The 20583-nt window shown below is 34.4% G+C and carries 36 protein-coding genes; 7 read left to right on the top strand and 29 right to left on the bottom strand.

Annotated elements, in window-relative coordinates:
• Positions 1 to 2: 2 nt before the first annotated feature.
• The 21 genes from QY322_02460 to rplC are packed head-to-tail and all read right to left on the bottom strand — an operon-like array spanning position 3 to position 10398.
• Entirely contained in the window at positions 3 to 629 is a 627-nt protein-coding gene (locus QY322_02460) for a nucleoside monophosphate kinase (GenBank protein ID WKZ25230.1), read from the bottom strand.
• Entirely contained in the window at positions 626 to 1906 is a 1281-nt protein-coding gene (secY, locus tag QY322_02465; protein ID WKZ25231.1) for a preprotein translocase subunit SecY, read from the bottom strand. Before secY ends, QY322_02460 begins: the two co-directional genes overlap by 4 nt.
• A 13-nt stretch (positions 1907 to 1919) precedes the next feature.
• Positions 1920 to 2294 (bottom strand): uL15m family ribosomal protein, encoded by a 375-nt coding sequence (locus tag QY322_02470; GenBank protein ID WKZ25232.1) that lies wholly within the window; start codon positions 2292 to 2294, stop codon positions 1920 to 1922.
• A 24-nt stretch (positions 2295 to 2318) separates the two neighbouring features.
• On the bottom strand, positions 2319 to 2816 hold the full coding sequence (rpsE, locus tag QY322_02475) for a 30S ribosomal protein S5 (GenBank protein WKZ25233.1): 498 nt from the start codon (positions 2814 to 2816) through the stop codon (positions 2319 to 2321).
• A 17-nt stretch (positions 2817 to 2833) separates the two neighbouring features.
• Complete coding sequence (gene rplR / locus QY322_02480) at positions 2834 to 3175, bottom strand: 50S ribosomal protein L18 (GenBank protein WKZ25234.1); 342 nt, start codon at positions 3173 to 3175, stop codon at positions 2834 to 2836.
• A 4-nt stretch (positions 3176 to 3179) separates the two neighbouring features.
• Complete coding sequence (rplF, locus tag QY322_02485) at positions 3180 to 3725, bottom strand: 50S ribosomal protein L6 (GenBank protein ID WKZ25235.1); 546 nt, start codon at positions 3723 to 3725, stop codon at positions 3180 to 3182.
• Positions 3726 to 3774: 49 nt separating this feature from the next.
• A complete protein-coding gene (gene rpsH / locus QY322_02490; protein WKZ25236.1) occupies positions 3775 to 4152 on the bottom strand; it encodes a 30S ribosomal protein S8 in 378 nt (125 codons plus the stop codon).
• A gap of 11 nt (positions 4153 to 4163) precedes the next feature.
• Entirely contained in the window at positions 4164 to 4349 is a 186-nt protein-coding gene (locus tag QY322_02495) for a type Z 30S ribosomal protein S14 (protein ID WKZ25237.1), read from the bottom strand.
• A gap of 30 nt (positions 4350 to 4379) precedes the next feature.
• A complete protein-coding gene (rplE, locus tag QY322_02500) occupies positions 4380 to 4946 on the bottom strand; it encodes a 50S ribosomal protein L5 (protein WKZ25238.1) in 567 nt (188 codons plus the stop codon).
• Positions 4947 to 4960: 14 nt separating this feature from the next.
• Positions 4961 to 5269: a 50S ribosomal protein L24 gene (gene rplX, locus QY322_02505; protein ID WKZ25239.1), complete on the bottom strand. Its 309-nt coding sequence runs from the start codon at positions 5267 to 5269 to the stop codon at positions 4961 to 4963.
• Positions 5270 to 5284: 15 nt separating this feature from the next.
• Entirely contained in the window at positions 5285 to 5650 is a 366-nt protein-coding gene (gene rplN / locus QY322_02510) for a 50S ribosomal protein L14 (protein WKZ25240.1), read from the bottom strand.
• A 1-nt stretch (position 5651) separates the two neighbouring features.
• Positions 5652 to 5873: a 30S ribosomal protein S17 gene (rpsQ, locus tag QY322_02515; protein WKZ25241.1), complete on the bottom strand. Its 222-nt coding sequence runs from the start codon at positions 5871 to 5873 to the stop codon at positions 5652 to 5654.
• Between the two features lie 2 nt (positions 5874 to 5875).
• On the bottom strand, positions 5876 to 6070 hold the full coding sequence (gene rpmC, locus QY322_02520; GenBank protein ID WKZ25242.1) for a 50S ribosomal protein L29: 195 nt from the start codon (positions 6068 to 6070) through the stop codon (positions 5876 to 5878).
• Between the two features lie 5 nt (positions 6071 to 6075).
• Positions 6076 to 6483 (bottom strand): 50S ribosomal protein L16, encoded by a 408-nt coding sequence (rplP, locus tag QY322_02525; protein WKZ25243.1) that lies wholly within the window; start codon positions 6481 to 6483, stop codon positions 6076 to 6078.
• Positions 6484 to 6535: 52 nt separating this feature from the next.
• Positions 6536 to 7171: a 30S ribosomal protein S3 gene (gene rpsC / locus QY322_02530; protein WKZ25244.1), complete on the bottom strand. Its 636-nt coding sequence runs from the start codon at positions 7169 to 7171 to the stop codon at positions 6536 to 6538.
• Between the two features lie 2 nt (positions 7172 to 7173).
• The gene (gene rplV, locus QY322_02535; protein WKZ25245.1) at positions 7174 to 7611 is read right to left on the bottom strand and encodes a 50S ribosomal protein L22; all 438 of its coding nucleotides are present in this window, start codon (positions 7609 to 7611) and stop codon (positions 7174 to 7176) included.
• 10 nt (positions 7612 to 7621) lie between these two features.
• Complete coding sequence (gene rpsS / locus QY322_02540; protein WKZ25246.1) at positions 7622 to 7903, bottom strand: 30S ribosomal protein S19; 282 nt, start codon at positions 7901 to 7903, stop codon at positions 7622 to 7624.
• 4 nt (positions 7904 to 7907) lie between these two features.
• Positions 7908 to 8666, bottom strand: a complete 759-nt coding sequence (rplB, locus tag QY322_02545; protein ID WKZ25247.1) for a 50S ribosomal protein L2 — start codon at positions 8664 to 8666, stop codon at positions 7908 to 7910.
• A gap of 45 nt (positions 8667 to 8711) precedes the next feature.
• Complete coding sequence (gene rplW, locus QY322_02550; protein WKZ25248.1) at positions 8712 to 8987, bottom strand: 50S ribosomal protein L23; 276 nt, start codon at positions 8985 to 8987, stop codon at positions 8712 to 8714.
• 36 nt (positions 8988 to 9023) lie between these two features.
• Positions 9024 to 9647, bottom strand: coding sequence for a 50S ribosomal protein L4 (gene rplD / locus QY322_02555; protein WKZ25249.1), 624 nt, complete (start codon positions 9645 to 9647; stop codon positions 9024 to 9026).
• Position 9648: 1 nt separating this feature from the next.
• The gene (gene rplC, locus QY322_02560; protein ID WKZ25250.1) at positions 9649 to 10398 is read right to left on the bottom strand and encodes a 50S ribosomal protein L3; all 750 of its coding nucleotides are present in this window, start codon (positions 10396 to 10398) and stop codon (positions 9649 to 9651) included.
• Positions 10399 to 10581: 183 nt separating this feature from the next.
• On the opposite strand from rplC, the gene QY322_02565 reads away from it, so the two are divergent.
• Positions 10582 to 10800 carry a hypothetical protein gene (locus QY322_02565; GenBank protein ID WKZ25251.1) on the top strand — a complete coding sequence of 73 codons (219 nt, stop codon included), beginning with the start codon at positions 10582 to 10584 and terminating at the stop codon, positions 10798 to 10800.
• Between the two features lie 12 nt (positions 10801 to 10812).
• Here QY322_02565 and QY322_02570 read toward each other — a convergent pair whose 3' ends face one another.
• Positions 10813 to 11034, bottom strand: coding sequence for a hypothetical protein (locus tag QY322_02570; GenBank protein WKZ25252.1), 222 nt, complete (start codon positions 11032 to 11034; stop codon positions 10813 to 10815).
• Positions 11035 to 11115: 81 nt separating this feature from the next.
• Between QY322_02570 and cyaB the strand changes: the two genes are divergently transcribed.
• Positions 11116 to 11700, top strand: coding sequence for a class IV adenylate cyclase (gene cyaB / locus QY322_02575; protein ID WKZ25253.1), 585 nt, complete (start codon positions 11116 to 11118; stop codon positions 11698 to 11700).
• A gap of 7 nt (positions 11701 to 11707) precedes the next feature.
• Positions 11708 to 12349, top strand: a complete 642-nt coding sequence (locus QY322_02580; protein WKZ25254.1) for a hypothetical protein — start codon at positions 11708 to 11710, stop codon at positions 12347 to 12349.
• A 104-nt stretch (positions 12350 to 12453) separates the two neighbouring features.
• On the opposite strand, the gene QY322_02585 is transcribed toward QY322_02580, so the two are convergent.
• Positions 12454 to 12714 carry a hypothetical protein gene (locus QY322_02585; protein WKZ25255.1) on the bottom strand — a complete coding sequence of 87 codons (261 nt, stop codon included), beginning with the start codon at positions 12712 to 12714 and terminating at the stop codon, positions 12454 to 12456.
• A gap of 572 nt (positions 12715 to 13286) precedes the next feature.
• Between QY322_02585 and QY322_02590 the strand changes: the two genes are divergently transcribed.
• Positions 13287 to 13919: a hypothetical protein gene (locus tag QY322_02590; GenBank protein ID WKZ25256.1), complete on the top strand. Its 633-nt coding sequence runs from the start codon at positions 13287 to 13289 to the stop codon at positions 13917 to 13919.
• Positions 13920 to 14015: 96 nt separating this feature from the next.
• Here QY322_02590 and QY322_02595 read toward each other — a convergent pair whose 3' ends face one another.
• From QY322_02595 to QY322_02605, 3 genes are read right to left on the bottom strand one after another with little or no spacing between them, the layout of a single operon-like run.
• Positions 14016 to 14261, bottom strand: coding sequence for an HAD hydrolase family protein (locus QY322_02595; protein WKZ25257.1), 246 nt, complete (start codon positions 14259 to 14261; stop codon positions 14016 to 14018).
• Positions 14262 to 14314: 53 nt separating this feature from the next.
• Positions 14315 to 15079, bottom strand: coding sequence for a hypothetical protein (locus QY322_02600; GenBank protein WKZ25258.1), 765 nt, complete (start codon positions 15077 to 15079; stop codon positions 14315 to 14317).
• A 31-nt stretch (positions 15080 to 15110) separates the two neighbouring features.
• Positions 15111 to 15761, bottom strand: coding sequence for a phosphoribosyltransferase family protein (locus tag QY322_02605; GenBank protein ID WKZ25259.1), 651 nt, complete (start codon positions 15759 to 15761; stop codon positions 15111 to 15113).
• An 82-nt stretch (positions 15762 to 15843) separates the two neighbouring features.
• Here QY322_02605 and QY322_02610 point away from each other — a divergent pair, with 82 nt between their 5' ends.
• Positions 15844 to 16083 (top strand): hypothetical protein, encoded by a 240-nt coding sequence (locus tag QY322_02610; protein WKZ25260.1) that lies wholly within the window; start codon positions 15844 to 15846, stop codon positions 16081 to 16083.
• 10 nt (positions 16084 to 16093) lie between these two features.
• Positions 16094 to 16423, top strand: a complete 330-nt coding sequence (locus tag QY322_02615) for a hypothetical protein (protein ID WKZ25261.1) — start codon at positions 16094 to 16096, stop codon at positions 16421 to 16423.
• A gap of 26 nt (positions 16424 to 16449) precedes the next feature.
• Here the strand turns inward: QY322_02615 and rpsJ are convergent, their stop codons facing one another.
• Together rpsJ and tuf are read right to left on the bottom strand one after the other, a co-directional pair.
• The gene (rpsJ, locus tag QY322_02620) at positions 16450 to 16752 is read right to left on the bottom strand and encodes a 30S ribosomal protein S10 (protein WKZ25262.1); all 303 of its coding nucleotides are present in this window, start codon (positions 16750 to 16752) and stop codon (positions 16450 to 16452) included.
• A gap of 46 nt (positions 16753 to 16798) precedes the next feature.
• Positions 16799 to 18001, bottom strand: a complete 1203-nt coding sequence (gene tuf / locus QY322_02625; GenBank protein WKZ25263.1) for an elongation factor Tu — start codon at positions 17999 to 18001, stop codon at positions 16799 to 16801.
• 149 nt (positions 18002 to 18150) lie between these two features.
• On the opposite strand from tuf, the gene QY322_02630 reads away from it, so the two are divergent.
• Positions 18151 to 18402, top strand: coding sequence for a hypothetical protein (locus tag QY322_02630; protein WKZ25264.1), 252 nt, complete (start codon positions 18151 to 18153; stop codon positions 18400 to 18402).
• Between the two features lie 11 nt (positions 18403 to 18413).
• Here the strand turns inward: QY322_02630 and fusA are convergent, their stop codons facing one another.
• Positions 18414 to 20546, bottom strand: coding sequence for an elongation factor G (gene fusA / locus QY322_02635; GenBank protein ID WKZ26131.1), 2133 nt, complete (start codon positions 20544 to 20546; stop codon positions 18414 to 18416).
• Positions 20547 to 20583: the final 37 nt, after the last annotated feature.

Genomic DNA, 20583 nt, shown 5'->3' on the forward strand with positions numbered 1-20583 from the left:
CTTCATTTGAAGCTCTCTATTAGTTTAACTAAATCGGTCTGAATTTCGCTTATAGATCTTGTTCCATCAATACTCACCACTTTTGATGTTTTTGACATTTCAGCAATTAATGGTTCGGTATTTTCTTTATATAACTCCAGTCTTTTTTTGATAGCGTCTGGTTTGTCATCGTCTCTTTGAACCAAAGTGTTAATATCAACATCCTCTGGTGGCTTATCGGTTATTAAGTTATATATCTTCTCAGTTTTGGGGTCTTGTCTTCTGGCGCTTAACCTTCTGACTGTTTCCTCTTCTGGAATTTTCAAAACTATACAGAGATCAATTTTTACAGACTTATCTGTTAACCACATTTTTAAAAAGCTATATTGGTCTAAAGTTCTTGGAAAACCATCAAAAATAATGTCATCATATAAATGTTCCTGATCTAGGAAAGCCGTTAGATAAGATGTCATTTCTTTATCTGGAACCAACCTACCTGAGTCAATAATAGTCTTTATTTCAAGGTGCTTATCTGCAATTCTTCTTAAATATGCACCAGATTCAAAATAAAAGAATCCAAATTTTTCACATAAAAGTCTTGCCTGTGTTCCTTTTCCAGAACCTTGTGGACCTAACAAAATTATATTCATTTTGCATACCTTTCGTATTTGTTCATTAACATATCTCCCTCGATTTCTCTGATAATTTCTAGAACTACTGAAATAACAATTAAGACTCCCGTACCACCAATTGCTAAATTACTAACCCCAATTGTACCTTGAAACATAGATGGTAAAACTGCAACCAAACCTAAAAACATTGCTCCAACCAAAGTTATTCTATTTAAGACAAAGGTTAGGTATTTGATAGTTGACGAACCCGGTCTAATTCCAGGTATAAAACCTCCTGATTTTTGCAAATTTTCTGAAATTTTTTCTGGATTAAAAACAACTGAAGTATAAAAGTATGTAAAACCAACAACTAACAAAAAGTATATTAAGTTGTAAACAAAAGATTGTGGGTCAAAATATTTTTGGATATTTCCTGCAATCATCAAAATAGTTGGATTTGTAGATGCCCCCAAAAACTGGACGATCATGGAAGGCATTAACACCAACGAAACAGCAAAAATTATTGGTATCACGCCAGCTTGATTTAACCTTAAAGGAAGATAGGAAGCAGTTTGTTTAAAACTAGACACTGCCTTAGCATAGCTAATTGGTATTCTTCTTATTGCCTCGTTTACAAAAACGATAAGCCCCATAACCGTTAATGCAATTAACCCAAATATAATATATTTTAATGTGTCTTCAGATCTAAAAGTAGATAAGGTTTGACCAACAACAACCGGCATTCTAGAAATAATACCCACAAAGATCAAAAATGATATACCGCTTTTAAACGCATACTCTGTGATAATGTCACCAAGCCATACTGCCAGCATCGTTCCTGCGGTCATTGTCAAACATAAAAAGATAAGTTGAAAAACATCTAAATTTCCAATAATTGATTGAGATTTTAATAAAGCATACATTCCAAAACTTTGCATAATGGCAAGTGGAACAGTCAACATTCTTGTATATTGATTTATTTTCTCTTGACCGTACTCTCCTTCTTTTTGCAGTTCTTCAAGTTGGGGTACGACGTAACCTAAAATTTGAAATATAATCGAAGCATTGATATATGGATTTAAACCAAGAGCCATAATTGAAAAGTTTGCTAAAGTACCCCCAGAAAAAACATCTAACAACGAAAGTAGTGGGCTTCCCGAAAACAGGATAGCTAGGCTTTCTCTATCAATACCCGCTGCGGGGATATGAGCTGCTATTCTAAAAACCAACAGTGCTAGGGCTGTAACTAATATTTTTTTTTGAAGTCTAGGGTTGGAAACTATTTTTTTAAAAAATTGGGCAATGTAGTCAATCATTATTTGTTTAAAACTATTTTATCTTAGAAACAGGAACTAATATCTCCAAATCTTTCTTAATTGGGTCTTGTCCTACTATTTTAACACCATATTTATAAGCCTTTGCTTTGTCAACCAATCCTTTTGCGATTAAGGTCTCTATTGTTACTTTCTCTTTACTCTTAAAGACTGATAATTTATCTGCTTGAATTATTAAAGGTTTAGCCTTTGCCAAAAACTTACCACGCCCTCTTAATAATGGGAACTTCTTAAGCGTCGACTTCTTGACCTTTAATCCTTCAAACAATATATGTATATCGGTCCTTGATTTTTGTCCTTTTTGCCCACGGCTAGAAGTGTGTCCGCCCTTACCACTACCATACCCTCTTCCTAGTCTTTTAGTTGACATATTTATTTACTTCGCAGAAGCAAGTTACTGCTTATTTTCTCCTTTCATATAATCTTTCTTTTCCATAAGTCTTGATGCTTTTGAAAGAGCTAGTATCGTTGCTCTAACATTTGATATTTTATTATTACTACCTAAAGTTTTACCAACAACATCGCGTAACCCAGCAGATTCTAAAACAGTTCTCATTGGTCCACCCGCAATAACACCAGAGCCGGGAGGTGCAGGTTTAAGTAAAACTTCAGATGCTCCAACCTTGGCATTGATGGAATATGGTATTGTTGTACCCCTCATTGCAACCACTATCATATTTTTCTTGGCATCGTCTATAGCTTTTCTGATTGCGTTCCTAACATCTTTGGCCTTTGAGTTACCAACTCCAACCTTACCTTTTTTATCTCCCAAAACAACAACTGCTCCAAATCTTATCTGATTTCCACCTTTAGTTTTTTTAGAAATCCTATTTATTTGCACCACAGTTTCACTAAACTCTCTTTCTGGTTGTTGATAATTATTGTTTCTCATATATTTAATTCTATAATTTAAAACTCCAAACCACCCTCTCTTGCACCATCTGCAATGGCTTTAACTTTGCCGTGATACGAATAACCACCCTTGTCAAATACTACCTTTTTAATCTTTAATTTTATGGCTTTTTCAGCAATCATTTTACCAATTTCTTTAGCTTTACCTAAACCATCTTTTCCTAACTCTCCTAACTTTCCAAGTTTCTTTTCAGAAACAGAAACCAATGTGACTGATTTTTGATCATCAATTAACTGTGCAGATAGATACTTATTTGATTTGTGGACAGAAAGCCTAGGCCTGTCAACAACAGCCCTTACTTTAGATCTAGTTCTGATTTCTCTTTTGTTAAATGTCATATAATTACGCCGCAGCTTTAGCTGCTTTACCCGCCTTTCTTCTTATCACTTCACCGACATATTTGACCCCTTTACCCTTATATGGTTCAGGTGGTCTTGAACTTCTGATAACTGCAGAGATTTGGCCAACAACCTGTTTATCAATTCCCTCAACGTTTATCACGCTCTTCTCAACCTTAAAGGTTATGTTGTCAGGTGCTTTAATTTTAACTGGGTGTGAATAACCGACAGTTAAAACCAATGTGTCACCTTGTACCTCCGAACGATATCCAGTTCCAACTAATTCCAGTTGTTTTTTCCAACCTTCTGTCACACCCACAATGTTATTTGCAAGAAGCATTCTGATTGTCCCCCAGACGGAACGTCCAATCTTGCTCTCCTTTTTAAGAGAAACCACCAGTTTTTGATCTTCAACTTTTATCTCAATCAAACGTTTGTCATATGAAACTTCCAATGCACCCTTGGGCCCAGTTATTTTAACTGAACCCTCCGAAACATCAACGGTTACCCCTACTGGTATTGTTATTGGTAGTTGTCCTATTTTACTCATATTTTTTATAGTTTACGTAGCAAAATGCTACAAGATTTTCATAAACTTTCTATATTACTTTTGCTATTACCTCTCCCCCAACTCTTTGTTTTATTGCCGTCTTATGTGACATAACTCCCTTAGGTGTACTTATAATAAACATCTCAGGTGTTTTAATTGACTCCAGCTCGTCAACGTTTTTATATATTCTAAGTCCAGGTCTTGATATTATTTTTACATTTGACAGAACCGGTTTTTTTCTAAAAATAGATAACGTAACAGTAATAACTCCTTGTTTTTCAGTAACTGTATCCAAAAAACCTTCTTTTTTAAGAGTTTTGGCAACCGCAGAAATTACCTTGGTTTTCGCAACTTCAACCACTTTAAGATTTGCCATTGATGCGTTCTTAAGTCGTATTAAAAAATCTGCTATTTGATAGTTCGTCATATATTTATTTTTTACCAACTTGCCTTTCTAACTCCAGGAATTTCACCTTTTAAGGCGTGTTCCCTGAAACATAATCTACAAAGACCATATTTTCTCATATATCCCCTTGGTCTTCCACAAAGTTTACATCTGTTTCTATATTGTGTCTTATGTTTTAATTTTTTTGTTTCTCTTGCTATTTTTGATGTTTTTGCCATATTTTATTTACTTTTAGTTATTATTATTTTTTATTTTACAAACGGCATACCCATTAATTCTAGTAATTTCATACCTTTTTCGACAGAACCAGCCTTCGTTACAAATGTAATTTCCATTCCATGTGCTGGTGCAGCTTTAGCAATATCTATTTCTGGAAAAACAGTATGATCTGTCAAACCTAATGTGTAATTACCTTCTCTATCAAAACTTGTTCGTTTAACGCCCCTAAAGTCTCTTAAACGAGGGAGTACAATGTTAACAAATTTATCAAAAAAATCATACATTCTCTTTCCTCTTAAAGTTGCAGAAAGTCCAACTACCATCCCCTCTCTGACTGCGAATGCTGAAACAGATATTTTTGCTTTCCTTTCTGAAAACTTCTGGCCAGCGATTAACGAAAAATCATTGACCAATTTTTCCTTAACATCCTTATTTTTTAGCACATCACCTATACCAACATTTAAGTTTATTCTTTTTAAACTTGGTATTGCCATAACATTATCAATTTTAAATTCTTCCTTAAGTACTGGCATTACCTCCTTTTTATATATTGCTAGTAATCTAGTATTTTTTGTTATTAAGTCGTTTTTTTTCATATTTGTTTACCAGTTTACTGGCCAAGATTCTTATTACATTTGACACAAATTCTGACCTTTGTTGATTTTTCAATTTTAAACGTAACTCTAGTTTGTTTTTTACAACTAGGGCAAATAATTGCAACTTTTGCAGTGTTTACAGGTCTTGGTAAGTCATAAATACCACCCTTTTGACCCTGAAAACCCTTAACATGTTTTTTATACATATTAATTTCAGGAACAACTACAGCATTTATTTTGGGTAAAACTGCCTCAATTTTACCCTCACGACCCTTGTCTTTTCCTGCTGTTATTTTAACTGTATCTCCTTTTTTAAACTTCATAATTTTAATTTCTCCTTAAACTACCTCTCTTGAGAGAGATGCAATTTTATTAAATCCTGCTTCTTTAACTTCTCTTGCTATTGGACCCAAAACTCTTGTTCCTAGTGGCAAGCCCTGTTTGTCTATGACCACTCCAGCATTGTCATCAAATCTTACATATGTACCGTCAAATCTCTTAACTTCTTTTCTGGTTCTGACTATCAAGACTTTAACTTTTTCGTGATCTTTTACCGCTCCATTTGGGTCAGCACCTTTAACAACACATAAGACGACTTGACCTAGACTGGCAATTTTTCCTATCCTTCCGGGAACACCAATAACCATCAATTTCTTGGCGCCTGAGTTGTCGGCTGGTACTAAATATGACCTTAGTTGAACCATATTATTTTACAAGCTCCTTCCATCTTTTTGATTTACTAACTGGTGGGCATTCAACAAATTTAATAACCTCACCAAGTGTATGTTCCTTTTCGCTATGTACCTGATATTTCTTACTTCGTTTAAATCTCTTTTTATACAATGGATGGGCCAAAAATCTTTCCACCTCAACCGTTAAGGTCTTTGCCATTTTGTTTGAAACTATTTTTCCTTGATATATTTTCATAATTATTTAATTACCTTTAATATTGACATAATTTGGGCAATTTCTTTTCTTATCTTCCACCCTGCTTTTAAGTTTTTATTGTCTCCACCAGCTATTTTAACTTTATTTTTCATTAGTTCAAGCTTTTTCTTAGAAACAAGATTTTTTAATTCGTCTTGTGTTTTTGTTTTAATGTCGTTTAATTCCTTTTTCTTCATATTATTTAATCTTTAATTACCATTTTTGTAGCAACAGGTAATTTTGCACCCGCTCTTATAAATGCTTCTTTTACTAACTTTTCAGGTGCTCCTGCAACTTCAAACATAATCCTGCCTGGTTTAACAACTGCTACATGTTTCTCAACCTCACCTTTACCCCCACCCATTCTTTTACCGGCTGCCCTACCTGATATTGGTTTGTCAGGAAAAATTCTAATCCAAACTTTTCCTCCTCTTTTAAGGTGATGGGTTATTGCCTTTCTTGCAGCTTCTATTTGTGCTGCAGAAATCCAAGCAACTTCAAGTGATTTTAAACCAAAATCTCCGAACGATATATCGCTACCTCGAAGGGCCATACCCCTTCTTCTACCTCTAAAACTTTTTGTAAATTTTTCTCTTCTAGGTTGTAACATTATTTTTTATTTGAACAAACTTTTATTTACCCCTTAAGGAGTAATTTTTTGATTATTCCTGTTCCTTTCTATGTATCCAAACTTTGACACCTACATATCCTCTTCTCGTTAGGGCTGGTTTTTCAGCATAATCTATATCTTCTCTTAATGTTTGAGTTGGGACCGACCCTTGGTGGAATTTTTCAACTCTGGAAATTTCTGCACCATTGATACGACCACCTAAAACTATTTTTATTCCACCTGCACCAGCTGCCATAACCCTATCCATTGCCTTAGTAACAGACCTTCTGTGTGGAATTCTTTTTTCTAAGTCCATAACAATTCTTTCCATTACCAAATGTGCAGAAAGTTCGTGGTTTTTAACTTCGTTAACTTTTAAATCAATCTTTTGTTGCTTATTATTAATAATTGAAACTATAAACTTTTTCAAATCTTCGATTCCAGATCCACCTCTACCTATAACTACTCCCGGTCTTGAAACTGTAACTATTACTGACATACTTTTTGGTTGTCTCTCAATTTCAACGCCGGTAACTCCTGCAATTGATAATTTTTTCATCAATTCCTTTCTGATTTTAATATCCTCAAGTAATAGGTCTTTGTAAACACCACTGTCTGAAAACCATCTAGACTTCCAGCCTATTGTTCTACCTACTCTAAAACCAATTGGATTAATTTTTTGTCCCATTTTTATTTTTTATTCTCTTTCTTAACTGTTTTTTTAAGCATACTTGATCTTTTTCCCTCAATCTTGTTAGATTCTTTTTTGACTACTTTCTTTTTGATAACCTCGGCAACTTTCTTGGTTACTAAAATAACCTTGATATGGCTCATTCTTTTCTTTATAGGATGCCACCTACCCCTTGAAACAGGTTGGCCTCTTTTAAGCCTTGGTCCCTCTCCTATCTGAATTTCTTTAAAAATCAAACTATTAACATCTGCACCTTTTTGGCTGGCATTAGCCACAGCTGACTTTATAACTTTGTATAAATACTCAGATGCTCTTTTTTTGATAAAAGGTAAATTTTCAAGTGCCTTTAAAGGTGTCATCTTTTTAATGACGTCAACAACTGGCCTCACCTTTCTTGGGCTTATAATTAAATGTTTTTGTTCAGATTTATATTCCATATAATTCTCCTTAAGTTTTGTCCATTGTACGTTTGACAATTTCTCCGTGCCCTTTAAATGTTCTAGTTGGTGAAAATTCTCCCAACGTGTGCCCAACCATATCCTCACTAACAAAAACCTCAATAAAAACTTTGCCATTGTGAACTTGGAAATACTTATTTACAAATTCAGGTGGTATCTGACAAGCTCTGGACCAAGTTTTAATTGGATTTTCTTTCAAGCCCAAACCTTTCTCAAGCTTTTTAACAAGCTTTAAGTCTATGTATGGTCCTTTTTTTGTACTTCTTGACATATAATTATTTCGTTAATCCTCTCACTCCTCTTTTTCTTCCTTCAACTATTAAGTTGTTAGAATATTTCTTTTTATTTCTAGTTTTTCCAACTGCTTTTTTACCCCAAGGTGTTTTTGGATACTTAAGACCTATTCCACTTCTGCCCTCACCACCACCATGTGGATGAGCGTTAGGATGCATGGCGACACCTCTTACGGTTGGCCTAATACCTCTCCATCTTGATGCACCTGCTTTACCTAATTTTTTATTCTTATGATCAACATTACCTACTTGGCCAATAGTTGCTCTACAAAGTGGGTCAAATCTTCTAATTTCAGTTGATGGCATTTTGATTAAAACACTTGTTTCATCTTTACCAAAAACAAAGGCTGCAATACCTGCACCTCTTGCAATTTGTCCACCCTTTCCCGGTCTTATTTCAATATTGTATACTGAAGTCCCAACTGGAATTTTTGACAACGGTAAACAATTACCAGTTTCTAATGGTGCATCATCTGATGCAATTACTTTCATTCCTTCAACTAGACCAACGGGTGCTATTATATATGATCTCGTACCGTCTTGATAGACTAGCCTTGCAATATCTGCATTCCTATTTGGATCATATTCAATTGCCTCAACTTTAGCCCACATATCTACTTTGACTCTTTTAAAGTCAATCATACGTAAAAACCTTTTTGCCCTACCACCTTGGTGACGGACAGTAATTTTACCCTTACTTCTTCCTGAATTTTTCTTTAATAATATTTTTAGTTTTGCCATATTTTTTATAATTTTAGTTGCATTTTAAACAACAAGCTCTTTTTTTTATTTTTTCTTTTCTGTAAATAAATCAATTTTTCCAGATTTTAAAGTAATCAATACCTTCTTCTTTGCTTGTATCGTTTTAACTATTCCTCTCATTGTTTTCGATTTCATCTTTTTGTAATTTTGAGTTTTGATAGCATTGATTTTAATATCAAATGCTTTTTCTAAAATTACCTTTATCTGATTTTTAGAAAACTTTGGTAAAAACCAAAAGGAATACAGACCGTTTTTGGCTTGGTTTAGACTTTTTTCTGTATATATTGGTTTTATATTCATAATGTTCATATATTCATAATGTTCATATATTCATAATTATTTTTTGGACTTCTCTTTTTCAAAACACTGACTATCAAAAATAATTAATTGAGACGTTAATACTTTAAAAGCATTTAATGAACTAAATTGAACCACCTCTAAATCTTTAATATTTTTTAAAAATCTAGAAAAAGATTGATTTTCTTTAGAAATCACAAATACCACCTTTGACTTGACTGAAAAGTCTTTTTTAATTTTATCAACCATTTCACTAACTCCATTTGTTTTTAAAAACTTGTTTACTCCATTTACTACAACAAAATCTCCAGCCTTAAAACGTTTAGAAAGAGCCATTGTTAAAGCTAGCTTTTTCATTTTTTCAGAAAGTTTTAATTGCCTTTTAACTCCCTTCGGTCCATGAGCAACGCCTCCTCCAACAAAAATGTGTGCTGATTTTGCACCATGTCTTGCTCCACCTGTACCTTTTTGCTTGTACAACTTTTTCCTTGTTGCGTTAATCTCAGACCTTGTTTTAACACGAGAAAGACCAAAATGAGTTCCATCCTCATAGACTCTAATGGCCTGTTTAAGTAAGCTTTCAGTTACCTCAACTCCATAGATCTTTGGTAATACCAATTCTTTAGTATCCTTACCTTTTAATGTATATGTCTTTATTTTCATATTAGTTCTTTGCCTCTTCTAAAACTGTTGCCGCTTCTGGGGCAGTTTCTGTCTTAGATTCTTCACCAGCAGGGCTTTCACCCTCAACAACTGTGGCTACTGCGTGATGTTCAAAATCTAAAGATCCAGATTTTATCTTATTAACTGTCAAGAAAATTCCAACTCTTCCAGGAATTGGGCTTGAAAGTAATAGTTGATTGTTTTCTGCATCTATATCAACAACACGAGCATTTTTAAATGTAACCTGAACTCCACCCATTCTACCCGCCATTCTCTTGCCTTTATAGACTCTACCTGGAGTTGTGGTCTGTCCTATTGATCCAGGAGCTCTGTGGCGATCACTTTGTCCGTGAGTCTTTGGCCCACCTCTAAAGTTATATCTTCTAACTCCACCAGCAAAACCTTTTCCTTTATTAACAGCAGTTACTGAAACAGTATCACCCTTTTTAAAGATATCAGAAACATTAATGATATCACCAACTTTGTAATTTGGTTCTGATGTCATTCTTACTTCTCTTACATATCTTGGAAAGTTTTTTTCTTTTGATTTGAGGTGGCCTTGAAGTGGTTTAGAAGTGTTTTTTGCTTTTCTGTTTCCGAATCCGAGTTGAATTGCCCAATAGCCATCATTCTTTTCATTTTTAATTTGGGTAACTACACATGGGCCAAGTGTTACTTTTGTCACGGGAACTCTAGACCCGTCTATAAAAGTCTGTGTCATCTGTCCTTTTGTACCAAATAATGTTTTCATTTGCCGCGTGTCGTGTTTTAGAAAAAAATAAAAGCGCCGTAAAAGCGCTTATCCTGCTTTTAGCATTCTTTCTTGAGGCTATCTTGTTAAATACACCTCCATAATTTCTATTGGTGAATTATATCAAACTATATGACTTGTATCAAGCCACGCTTTCATGCTACACTTAGGCTCAAGACGGGTATGGAAATTGTAACAAGCGTATTTAATGACGAAATTGTTATTGTCACAGGAAAGCCTGGAGATAAAACTATTCTTAGAACTCCACAACTTGGAGTAGCCCAAGCATTGGCCACTGCAAGGAACAATTTAGCAAGAACCAATCCTCTTGTTTGTTCAGATAACAATGAGAAAACTAAACCAGTTATGCCAAAAGTATCTTTGGTAAGGTCAAATAATTAAATGAAGAGAAAATTAACCTCTTCTCTCAGCACTACTATTTTGACCTTTTTCTTTCCTTTTTTCTAAAACTTCTTCGACAGTTTCCTCTAATTGAGATCTTAATAATTCCTCTTTGGCTTCAGCACTTTCTAAAGCCAACCTAACAGTATCTTTTGAATAACCTGTTAAACCAGCCAAGAGAGAAATCTTAATTTCGTTAGGGATTTTTCTCAATTTATTAAAAACTACCTGCATTTTATTATCAACAGATAGTACTCTCTTTTTTTTTTGAAATTCAAGAATTGTGATTTTTAATATTCCTGAGATAATATAAATATGTCCAACAAGAAAAATAAGGAAATCGAGATCCAGGTACAGGTTGAGAATATTAAAGGACTAAATAAGTTTCTTAGAGAAAAAGCAAAATTTATAAACAAAGAACATCAAGTAGATAAATACTTTTCCCCAAAAGATCGTAAGTTTTTAAAAGTCAGACCAGTAGTTGAGTGGCTTAGGCTACGAGATTCGTCGGATAAACAATCAATTAATTACAAAAATTGGCATCATGATAAAAATGGTAGAAGCCATTATTGTGACGAATATGAAACTCCTGTTGGAAATATGGAGCAAGTAGAGAAAATATTCAAATCGCTTGAGATAAAACCAATTGTTACTGTAGATAAAACAAGAAAAATATATAAATACAAAGATTACGAAATTTCTATTGATTCCATTAAAGATTTAGGTAACTTTGTAGAAATTGAATATAAAGGTAAAAATACAACCAAAAGTCCAGCAAAAATCACAGAAGAAATGATTAAATTTTTAAAGGACCTAAATTGTGGAAAGATATCAAGAAATTATGTTGGCTACCCTTTTCAAATGTTATTTCCAAAAGAAGTAAAATACGAAATATTTTAATCAAAAAATGCCAGATAATAATAACGAGAGGTTAAAATTATTAGAGAGGCAACCCGACTATGGAAAAGTAACAGTTTTAATTGGTCCAGATGGTGGAGGCAAAACTTACCTTTCAAATAAACTTCATGAAGATAATCCAGAAGCTATTTTAATTGATGGTACTCATCCACAAAACTGGCCTGTTTCAGATGAAAAGAAAAAGAGTCTTGCAAGATTAAAGGAAATTGGAGGTAATGATCCTAATTTTGATTATTATGGAATTTTAGGTTTAGAACTTCACAAAGTTATATATAGATTAGCAAAAGAAGGTAAAGATGTAATTGTAGACTCAGAACAAACTTTTAAATGGTTAATGTGGGAAGATATGAAAGGTAACTTAGACAAATCAATTCAAATACTAACAAGCAAAGAATTCAATGCAATTTTGCCAGATACAGTTAAGTACGTTGTTCCAGAAGCAGAAAGTTTTGATAAACAAGCAGAATTAATATGGGAACAGCAAAGCAGAAAATTACAATCAGAAGTAAGCCCTATTGACCCTAAAAATTTAGAGGAAGTTAAAACTAGACTTAAAGCTTCAGAAAATGTAATACTCGCACTTGAAAAGGTTGGAGTAATTGTTGAAGGAAAACCAAATTGGGTAAAATAAATTAATAACTAATTGGAATTTTAATAATTACTCAATATAATCATTTCTGATGGTGAATCAGATCAAACTATATGACTTGTATCAAGCAATGGTTTTATAAAGTTTTAACTTCTTGCTTCAGTCCTACCACCTTTTTGTTCAGCCTCAAGTTCTGCTTTGTATTTATTCATTTTGTCAATTAATGTTGGAGGTGGTTGTTCTCCACGACTTAACATACCTTCTACTAGTAATATAAAGGGTTTTCTAGAACGATCTTGTCTTTCTTTATATGTAGATAGACTGTCCCGTACACCTTTTGCAACATGTGCTATTATTCCAGAGCTCATTCCACCACCGCCTTGCCAAAAATAACGTTTACCCGACATTGCCAAATATTACTCTCTCTTTTTTTGAAATTCAACACACATATTAAAATCTTTGATTAAAGATATTGTATAATCCAAATGTATGAATCCGTAGGTATATTTAGCAGGACCAGGAAATCAATATGATCCAAGGAGGTCGATAGTTAAAAAAATAAAAGGTTTTAAATTTTATGATCCTGATACAGATTCTGATCAATCTTCATCAGAAACATTTTTCCCTCAAGATTTAACTGCAATCAAAAACTCAGAAATTTTAATTGCAAACCCAGGCACTGCACCTGCAGAAGGAACATGGATTGAAATTGGATATTTTTACGCACTAAACACTAAAAAAGCTGGGGACTTTTGTAACAACTTGATAATTATTTGGAACAAAGACAGAGTATCTTGGTCTATAGAATTTGTTAAAAAAACTGGCCATGTAGTTGGAACAGTTAAAGAAGCAATATCCAAACTCAGAGCGCTACACAATTAGTCGTTAATCTAAATAGATCCAGTAAAGATATATCTATTGTGAATCGGTACAAGGATGTTGTGTTTAGTGACTTTTGATCCTGTGTTATAATTCTTTTGTGCTTAAAAACAAAATTCTTGGCATATTAAATATACTTCTGAGTTTATGTTTTGCTTATTTTATATTCTCTGGAATTAAAAATGATGGTTTCCCGGAAATTTTTTCTTCTGAGATTTTTATATTTATTCTTTTTGTATTTTCACTGAGTATAAATATATTTGTAGTTTATAAAATGTTATTCAAAAATAACGACAAGTTATCTTTTCCTTTGTATCTAGTATTAACCCTCTCAACTATATTTTGGTTTATATTATTGTTTGTTACTTATTTTTTTGCATCTAATTTCTTATTTCATTTAATTATCTTGACTGCAATTTCTATTTTTTCTTACTTCCTTTATAAATTGTCAAAAAAGATAGCTTTAATGTTTTTAACTACGACTGTCTTTATTTTGTTTATCTCAACTATAATTGGATTTAATAACGACTACTGTTGGAGAAAAGGAAGACAAGCTGATAAGACTGGAGATAAAATGATGGTTGCTACAAAAGAAGATGCTGAGTTACTTAAAAACTTTGGTGTTGTGAAAGAGGGAAATAAAATTGGAGTTAGTTTTAGAACTGAGATGTTATGCTATCAAACTTTCAATTTCAAGGATGCTATTAGTGATCTTTTTCCAATCTTAAAGTAACTTTTTACTTTATTACCTATTAACCCTTCGACTACTGCCAAAGTATAACTACAGGCGATAACATTACAGAAAAAATTGTAATTAAATTTCTTATATTTAAATAAGACTAAAGTGTTTAAATACATCAATTATTCCATTTTCATCCACACTTGGAGCTATATATGAATTATTACTTCCTTTAGACAAGACAAGTTTTTTTAACTCTTCTTGTGAATTTCCCATAGCTGAAACAAACTTACAAAGCTCAATAAATTTCCAATCTCTTGTACTATCACCGACCCCAAGCATGTTTTCAAAAGATATATTTGTTTCTTTAGAAATTTTAATTGCAAACCCAGGCACTGCACCTGCAGAAGGAACATGGATTGAAATTGGATATTTTTACGCACTAAACACTAGATCAGTCGTTGCAATTGCATTTCTCCCTTTTGTCTTCCAAAGTGATTACCACCATATAATATAACCCCATATTTTTCAAAAAGTTTGTATGGTGGGTCGCTTGTACGTTTCTTTGATTCAATAATTTTTCTAAGTTCATCAGAGGGCGACTTTAATGCTTCGATTGTCGTTCTTGATGCAACCATTAAACCTAATTGTGACTGAGTAATAAGACCCGATGTTGTAAGTCCTTGATGGCCTAAAGCTGCGCTAATTAAAAGACTTTGGAAATCTCCTAAAGTCCAAGTAACAGGAACGCCGTTAACTTTTGGAATCGTTTTCGAAAAATAACTTAGAAGATGATTTACTACATCATCTAACGGATGTGAATGTATATGTGCAAATGTCCTCCAACCCGCTGGAAAAGGAATTGACTTCAATGTATTAACATGTTGATGCATCTCCTTCTGAGTTTTATCAGTCAAGCTTTCGTATTCACTACCTTCAAAAACCTTATTACTAATCATTAACTCTCCTGCGTCGTTTGTACCAATAACAGCATCGCGTTCAATCAAAATACCAGAATCTGCTGATGTTGTATTTTTGCCACAATAAACACGGTGATAGATAGATTGAAAAAAGTTTCCATCAAGTGGAACTACAACTTTGTATGGAAACACTTCTGGCTCTAAATCTGCCGAAACTTTAATAACTTGGCCAAAGTTTTCAAATGAATATGTTATAAAATCAGGTCTACTTGGAAACCCTACTGTTTTTTCCATAAATTGTATTATATCAAAGATAAGAAGTTAACTAATTCTGTTTTCTACTTTCAACAAACTTTTTTCCATGACCAATTTGTAAATTAATTGGTATATTTTGTTCACATAAAGGGCAATCTTTTTCATGATATGACTCGGCTTTTAAATTGGAAAGCGAAGAAAATGGAACACCCAACGTCTCAGAGTTAACTCCGTCAGGATTTCTATTAACCATAGTGCTAACCGCTGTAATCCTTCCACCAGCTTTAACAACACTTTCAACAACTTTCAATACAGAACCACCCGTTGTTGTTATGTCTTCAACTATTAAAACATCTTTGCCTTTTACCATTTCACCATATCCTCGTCTAAAAACTTGATCATTAAGTTCATCCTTTTCCGTATAAACCCCACTTATCTCTTTGCTTTTAAGCTGAGTTAAATGATATGCAGTCCATTGAGATAAAATTATTCCACCAACTGCTGGACCAACTACAACATCTATATCCAGATACTGATGTCTTTCGGCAAACATTCTACAAACCATAGTTGTTTCCATGGGGTGCAAGTACATTGCATCTTTATTTACATATACTGATCCATGAAGTCCTGAAGTGTAGACAAAATGACCATTGGTATAGACTGCTCCGACTCTTTTAAAAAGATCAAGAAGTGGATCAACCCCTTCAAATTCTATAGTCATTTTGAAATGATAACATAGAATTAATATAAAGTTGTTTTTTTGGTTATTGTTGTAAAGATTGTTGAGTGGTATTTTATTACTAATGGCACCTGAAGCTTTAGTTATAGTGAATAGTGGGCAATCTAGTGATGAAATGACTGAAAGATTACGGCTAGCTGGGATTAAATTTCGAGAAATGAAAGTGGAAGGTGAAACAGTCCAAGACGAGACAGGGGTTCGCCAAGTTCCAGTTATAATTACAAGAGAAGGCGACTTTACTTCAGATGGGTTAGAGAATTATTTAGAAATAAAGGCAGAACAGACAAGATTAAAAATACGATAATATTTTAAAAATGCCAGCAGAACGAATACACGTAACTAAAGAGAATGCTGGGATAGCAGTGGCCTCAGGAATACTACTTGGAGCTGGAGTTATCTTTCCACCGGCGGTAGGATTAGGAATTGCTGTTGGCGCCGTGGGGGTTGTAAGAGAAGAGCGACATCAACGAGATGTTCAAATGGAAAATCTTAAAAACTATATCGAATCTAGTCTCAGGGGTAAAGCTCCGGATGAAATTAGACCAACTATTGAGGAGTTAACAAAACGAATCACAGAAGGTCGTGATCTTCAAGATAGATTTGACGCTGTCGAAGAACTTGCTCGTAGAATTGAAGATTCATAAAATTATACCTAGTTTCCACACCACTCTTACATCTTAATTTCTATGGAGACACCTGCTGGAAGATCCATATTGCCTAATGAATCTACTGTTCTTGGGGTTGGGTCAATTATATCAATTAGTCTTTTATGAATTAAAACTTCATAATGTTCTTGAGCATCTTTATCTGTAAATGGAGATTCTTTAACGGACATCAAGGTCCTATCAGTTGGGAGTGGGGTTGGTCCAGAAATTTTAGCACCTGAAGCTAGGGCGACATCTATAATCTTTGATGCTGCCTCATCTATTACTCTATGATCGTAAGCTTTTAGCTTAACTCTAAGTCTTTGCATAATGTGCGACGCCGTTAGGCGGTTACTTGATAAATAATGGGATGGATTAGGCTATAATTTTTGTGATAACACCTGCGCCTACTGTGTGTCCACCTTCACGAATTGCAAATCTCAAACCATCTTCCATAGCTACAGGTACAATTAGTTTAACTGTCATTTTTGCACTATCTCCAGGCATAACCATTTCTACACCTTCAGCTAGTTTAACTTCACCTGTAATATCTGAAGTTCTAATAAAGAATTGTGGTTTGTATCCTGTAAAGAATGGTGTATGTCTTCCACCTTCGTCCTTAGATAGGATGTAAACTTCTGCTTCAAATTCTGTATGAGGTGTAACTGAACCAGATTTTGCTAAAACTTGACCTCTTTCAACTGCTTCCTTGTCAATACCTCTTAAAAGTACACCAACATTGTCACCAGCCATTGCAGAATCAAGAAGTTTTCTAAACATTTCAAGACCTGTGACAACTGTTTTTTGTGTATCCTTGATACCTACAATTTCAATTTCTTCGTTGACTTTAATTTCTCCTCTTTCAACCCTACCTGTGACAACTGTTCCACGACCTGAAATTGAGAAAACATCTTCAACAGGCATAAGAAATGGTTTTTCTGTATCTCTTACTGGATCTGGAATATATGAGTCTGCTGTTTTCATTAATTCTAAAATACCCTTTTCTGCTTCAGCATCACCTTCAAGAGCCTTAAGTGCTGAAACTCTAACAATTGGGGTTTCTGCTCCTGGGAATTGATACTTTGTTAACAATTCTCTAATATCTGCTTCAACCAACTCAAGAAGTTCTGGATCATCCATTGCATCACATTTGTTTAATGCAACTATCAAAGACGGAACATTGACTTGTCTTGCTAAAATTACGTGTTCTCTTGTTTGAGGCATAGGTCCATCTGGAGCTGAAACAACTAAGATTGCTCCATCCATTTGGGCTGCACCTGTAATCATGTTCTTAATGTAATCTGCGTGACCTGGAGCATCAATATGAGCATAATGCCTTTTGTCTGTTTCATATTCAACGTGGGAAATATTGATTGTAACTCCTCTTTGTTTTTCTTCTGGAGCTGAATCAATTTGATCAAAAGCGTAAGCTTTATTTACTCCACCTGGGAAATTCTTTGCAAGTACTGTAGTAATAGCTGCAGTTAATGTGGTCTTGCCGTGATCAACGTGACCAATTGTCCCAATGTTTAAGTGGGTTTTTGTTCTATCAAATTTTTGTTTTGCGTCTGCTGCCATAGTTTTTGTATTATAGTTTTTTCTCTCTCAAAAAACAAGAGGCATATCTTTGCCTCAAGAGATTGTATTATAGTTGAAGCTAGTAAAAAGTGTCAACACCCAAATTTGAATTGCAACTTAAATTAAGTATGTGTTAAAATAACCAAAATATGGAAAGAGAACCTGGTTATCAAGTTATTGTTTACACTAGAATACTACCAGACGGTTTTAAAGGTCCAACGTTTCTCAGAAAAATAATGAGTTATCTCTCCGAAGGTAAGAATGAAAGCATTGGTAACTCTTGGCCAGGTATGGATATTGAGGAGGCAAAAAGATTAGCAGGTACACGAACTATATCGTCGTATACAGATGGTAGGGGTCAATTAAGATCTTCAAAGGGTGTTGTCGTGAGAGTAAGTTAAATAAATTTTTTTTATCCTCTTGCCATTTCGACTTTTCCAGCTTTTTCTACAATCTGTGCGGCAATATGAGATGGAACCTCTTCATAGTGTGATGGTTCTACGAAAGCTCTAGCTCTACCTTGTGTTAGAGACCTTAACTTTGTTGCATAACCTGAAAGTTCAGCTAGTGGTGCGGTTGCATAAACAACTGTTTCTCCCATTTTCTCTTCTGTTCCTGAAATTTGTGCTCTTTTACTTGAAAGGTCTCCCATAACATCACCCATATATTCTGCAGGGGTAAAGACCTCAACCTTCATAATTGGCTCAAGTAGGCACATATCAGCTTTCTTTATTGCATCTTCAACAGCTAAAGATCCCGCAATCTTAAATGACATTTCTGACGAATCGATATCGTGGAAAGTTCCATCATAGACAACTGCCTTGATATCAACCATTGGATAGCCTGCCATAATTCCGTTTTCAAGTTTTTCTTTAACACCCTTTTCAATTGCAGGAATATATTCTTGTGGAATTGCACCACCTTTAATTTCTGACTTAAATTCAAAACCTTCACCTCTGCCTCTAGGCTCAACTTTAATGAAACAGTGACCATACTGACCACGACCACCAGTTTGTCTAATATACTTACCCTCACCATCACCATTTCTCTTAATTGTTTCTTTATAAGCAACTTGTGGCGCTCCAGTTGTGGCTATGACGTTAAACTCTCTTTTCATCCTATCTACCAATACCTCAAGTTGAAGTTCACCCATACCTGCAATGATAGTTTGACCTGTTTCAGGATTACTCTTAATTCTAAACGTTGGATCCTCGTCTGAAAGTTTGTTTAATGCCAAACCCATTTTTTCTTGATCTGATTTTGTAGCAGGTTCAATTGCAAGTGAAATGACAGGTTCCGGAAAAGTAATTGACTCCAAATGAATAGGGTGTGCAGGGTCACAAATAGTATGTCCCGTAGTTGTATCCTTAATACCAACAACAGCAACAATTTCTCCCGCATATGCTTCTTCAATTAATTCTCTCTGATCTGCATGAAGTAAAACCAATTTTCCAATTCTTTCACTAATTTGCTTATTTGCGTTATATACTGTTTGACCCGTCTTTAAGACCCCTGAATAGACTCTAACATAGACTAAACGACCGACATGGGGGTCAGTCACTACTTTAAAGGCAATGCCTGAAAATGGTTGGTCATTTCTTCTCTCTCGTGTTTCAACTTCTCCTGTTTTTGCGTTTGTTCCTTCAATTGCTGGAATATCGATAGGAGATGGCAAGTATTCAACAACACCATCAAGTAAAAGTTGTGATTCTGCTGATCTATTGTCACCCCCAAATACTGGGAAGAATTTACCAGCTATAACACCTTTTCTGATTGCTCTTTTAATCTCTAGCTCTGTTGGCTCTTGACCTTCTAAGTATTTTGCCAATGCCTCGTCGTCAAATTCAGAAACACTTTCAATCAACTCTTGTCTGTACTTCTTGGCAGTTTCTAAAAGATCTGCAGGAATTTCTTCTTCTGTCAATTTTGGATCTTCTATAGCTTTATAAGTTAAAGCCTTCATTTTAACTAAATCAATTACGCCTCGATGAGCGTGTTCTTGACCAATTGGATAGGTAACAGGTGAAGCATTGGCCTTTAATCTTTCACGAATAGATTTAATTGAACCATCAAAATCAGCTCCAATTAGATTAAGTTTGTTTAAAACACAAATTCTTGGAACATTATATTTGTCTGCTTGTCTCCAAACAGTTTCAGACTGAGATTCTACTCCCGTTCTTCCATCAAAGACCATTAAAGCACCATCTAATACCCTTAAGGATCTCTCAACTTCTGCTGTAAAATCAATATGACCCGGGGTATCAATCAAATTTATTCTGTAGTGACCCTTTTCAACTGAAGAATCTTCCTTTAAATCCCAAAAGGCTGTGATTGCCGCAGAAACAATAGTAATTCCTCTTTCCCTTTCTTGTGCCATCCAGTCAGTAACTGTTGTTCCGTCATCAACCGAACCTTGTTTGTAAGTCCTACCTGTCTCAAAAAGAAGTCTTTCTGTAGTTGTTGTCTTACCAGCATCAATGTGGGCAATTATTCCTAAGTTTCTAATTTTATCCAATGAAACATTACGGTCTTTGGTAGCCGTCATAACCATTGCTGACTTTTTTGCTTTTTCCTCTGCCATA

It is taken from the genome of bacterium (assembly GCA_030583725.1).
Lineage (GTDB): Bacteria > Patescibacteriota > Microgenomatia > UBA8517 > UBA8517 > JAUYMM01.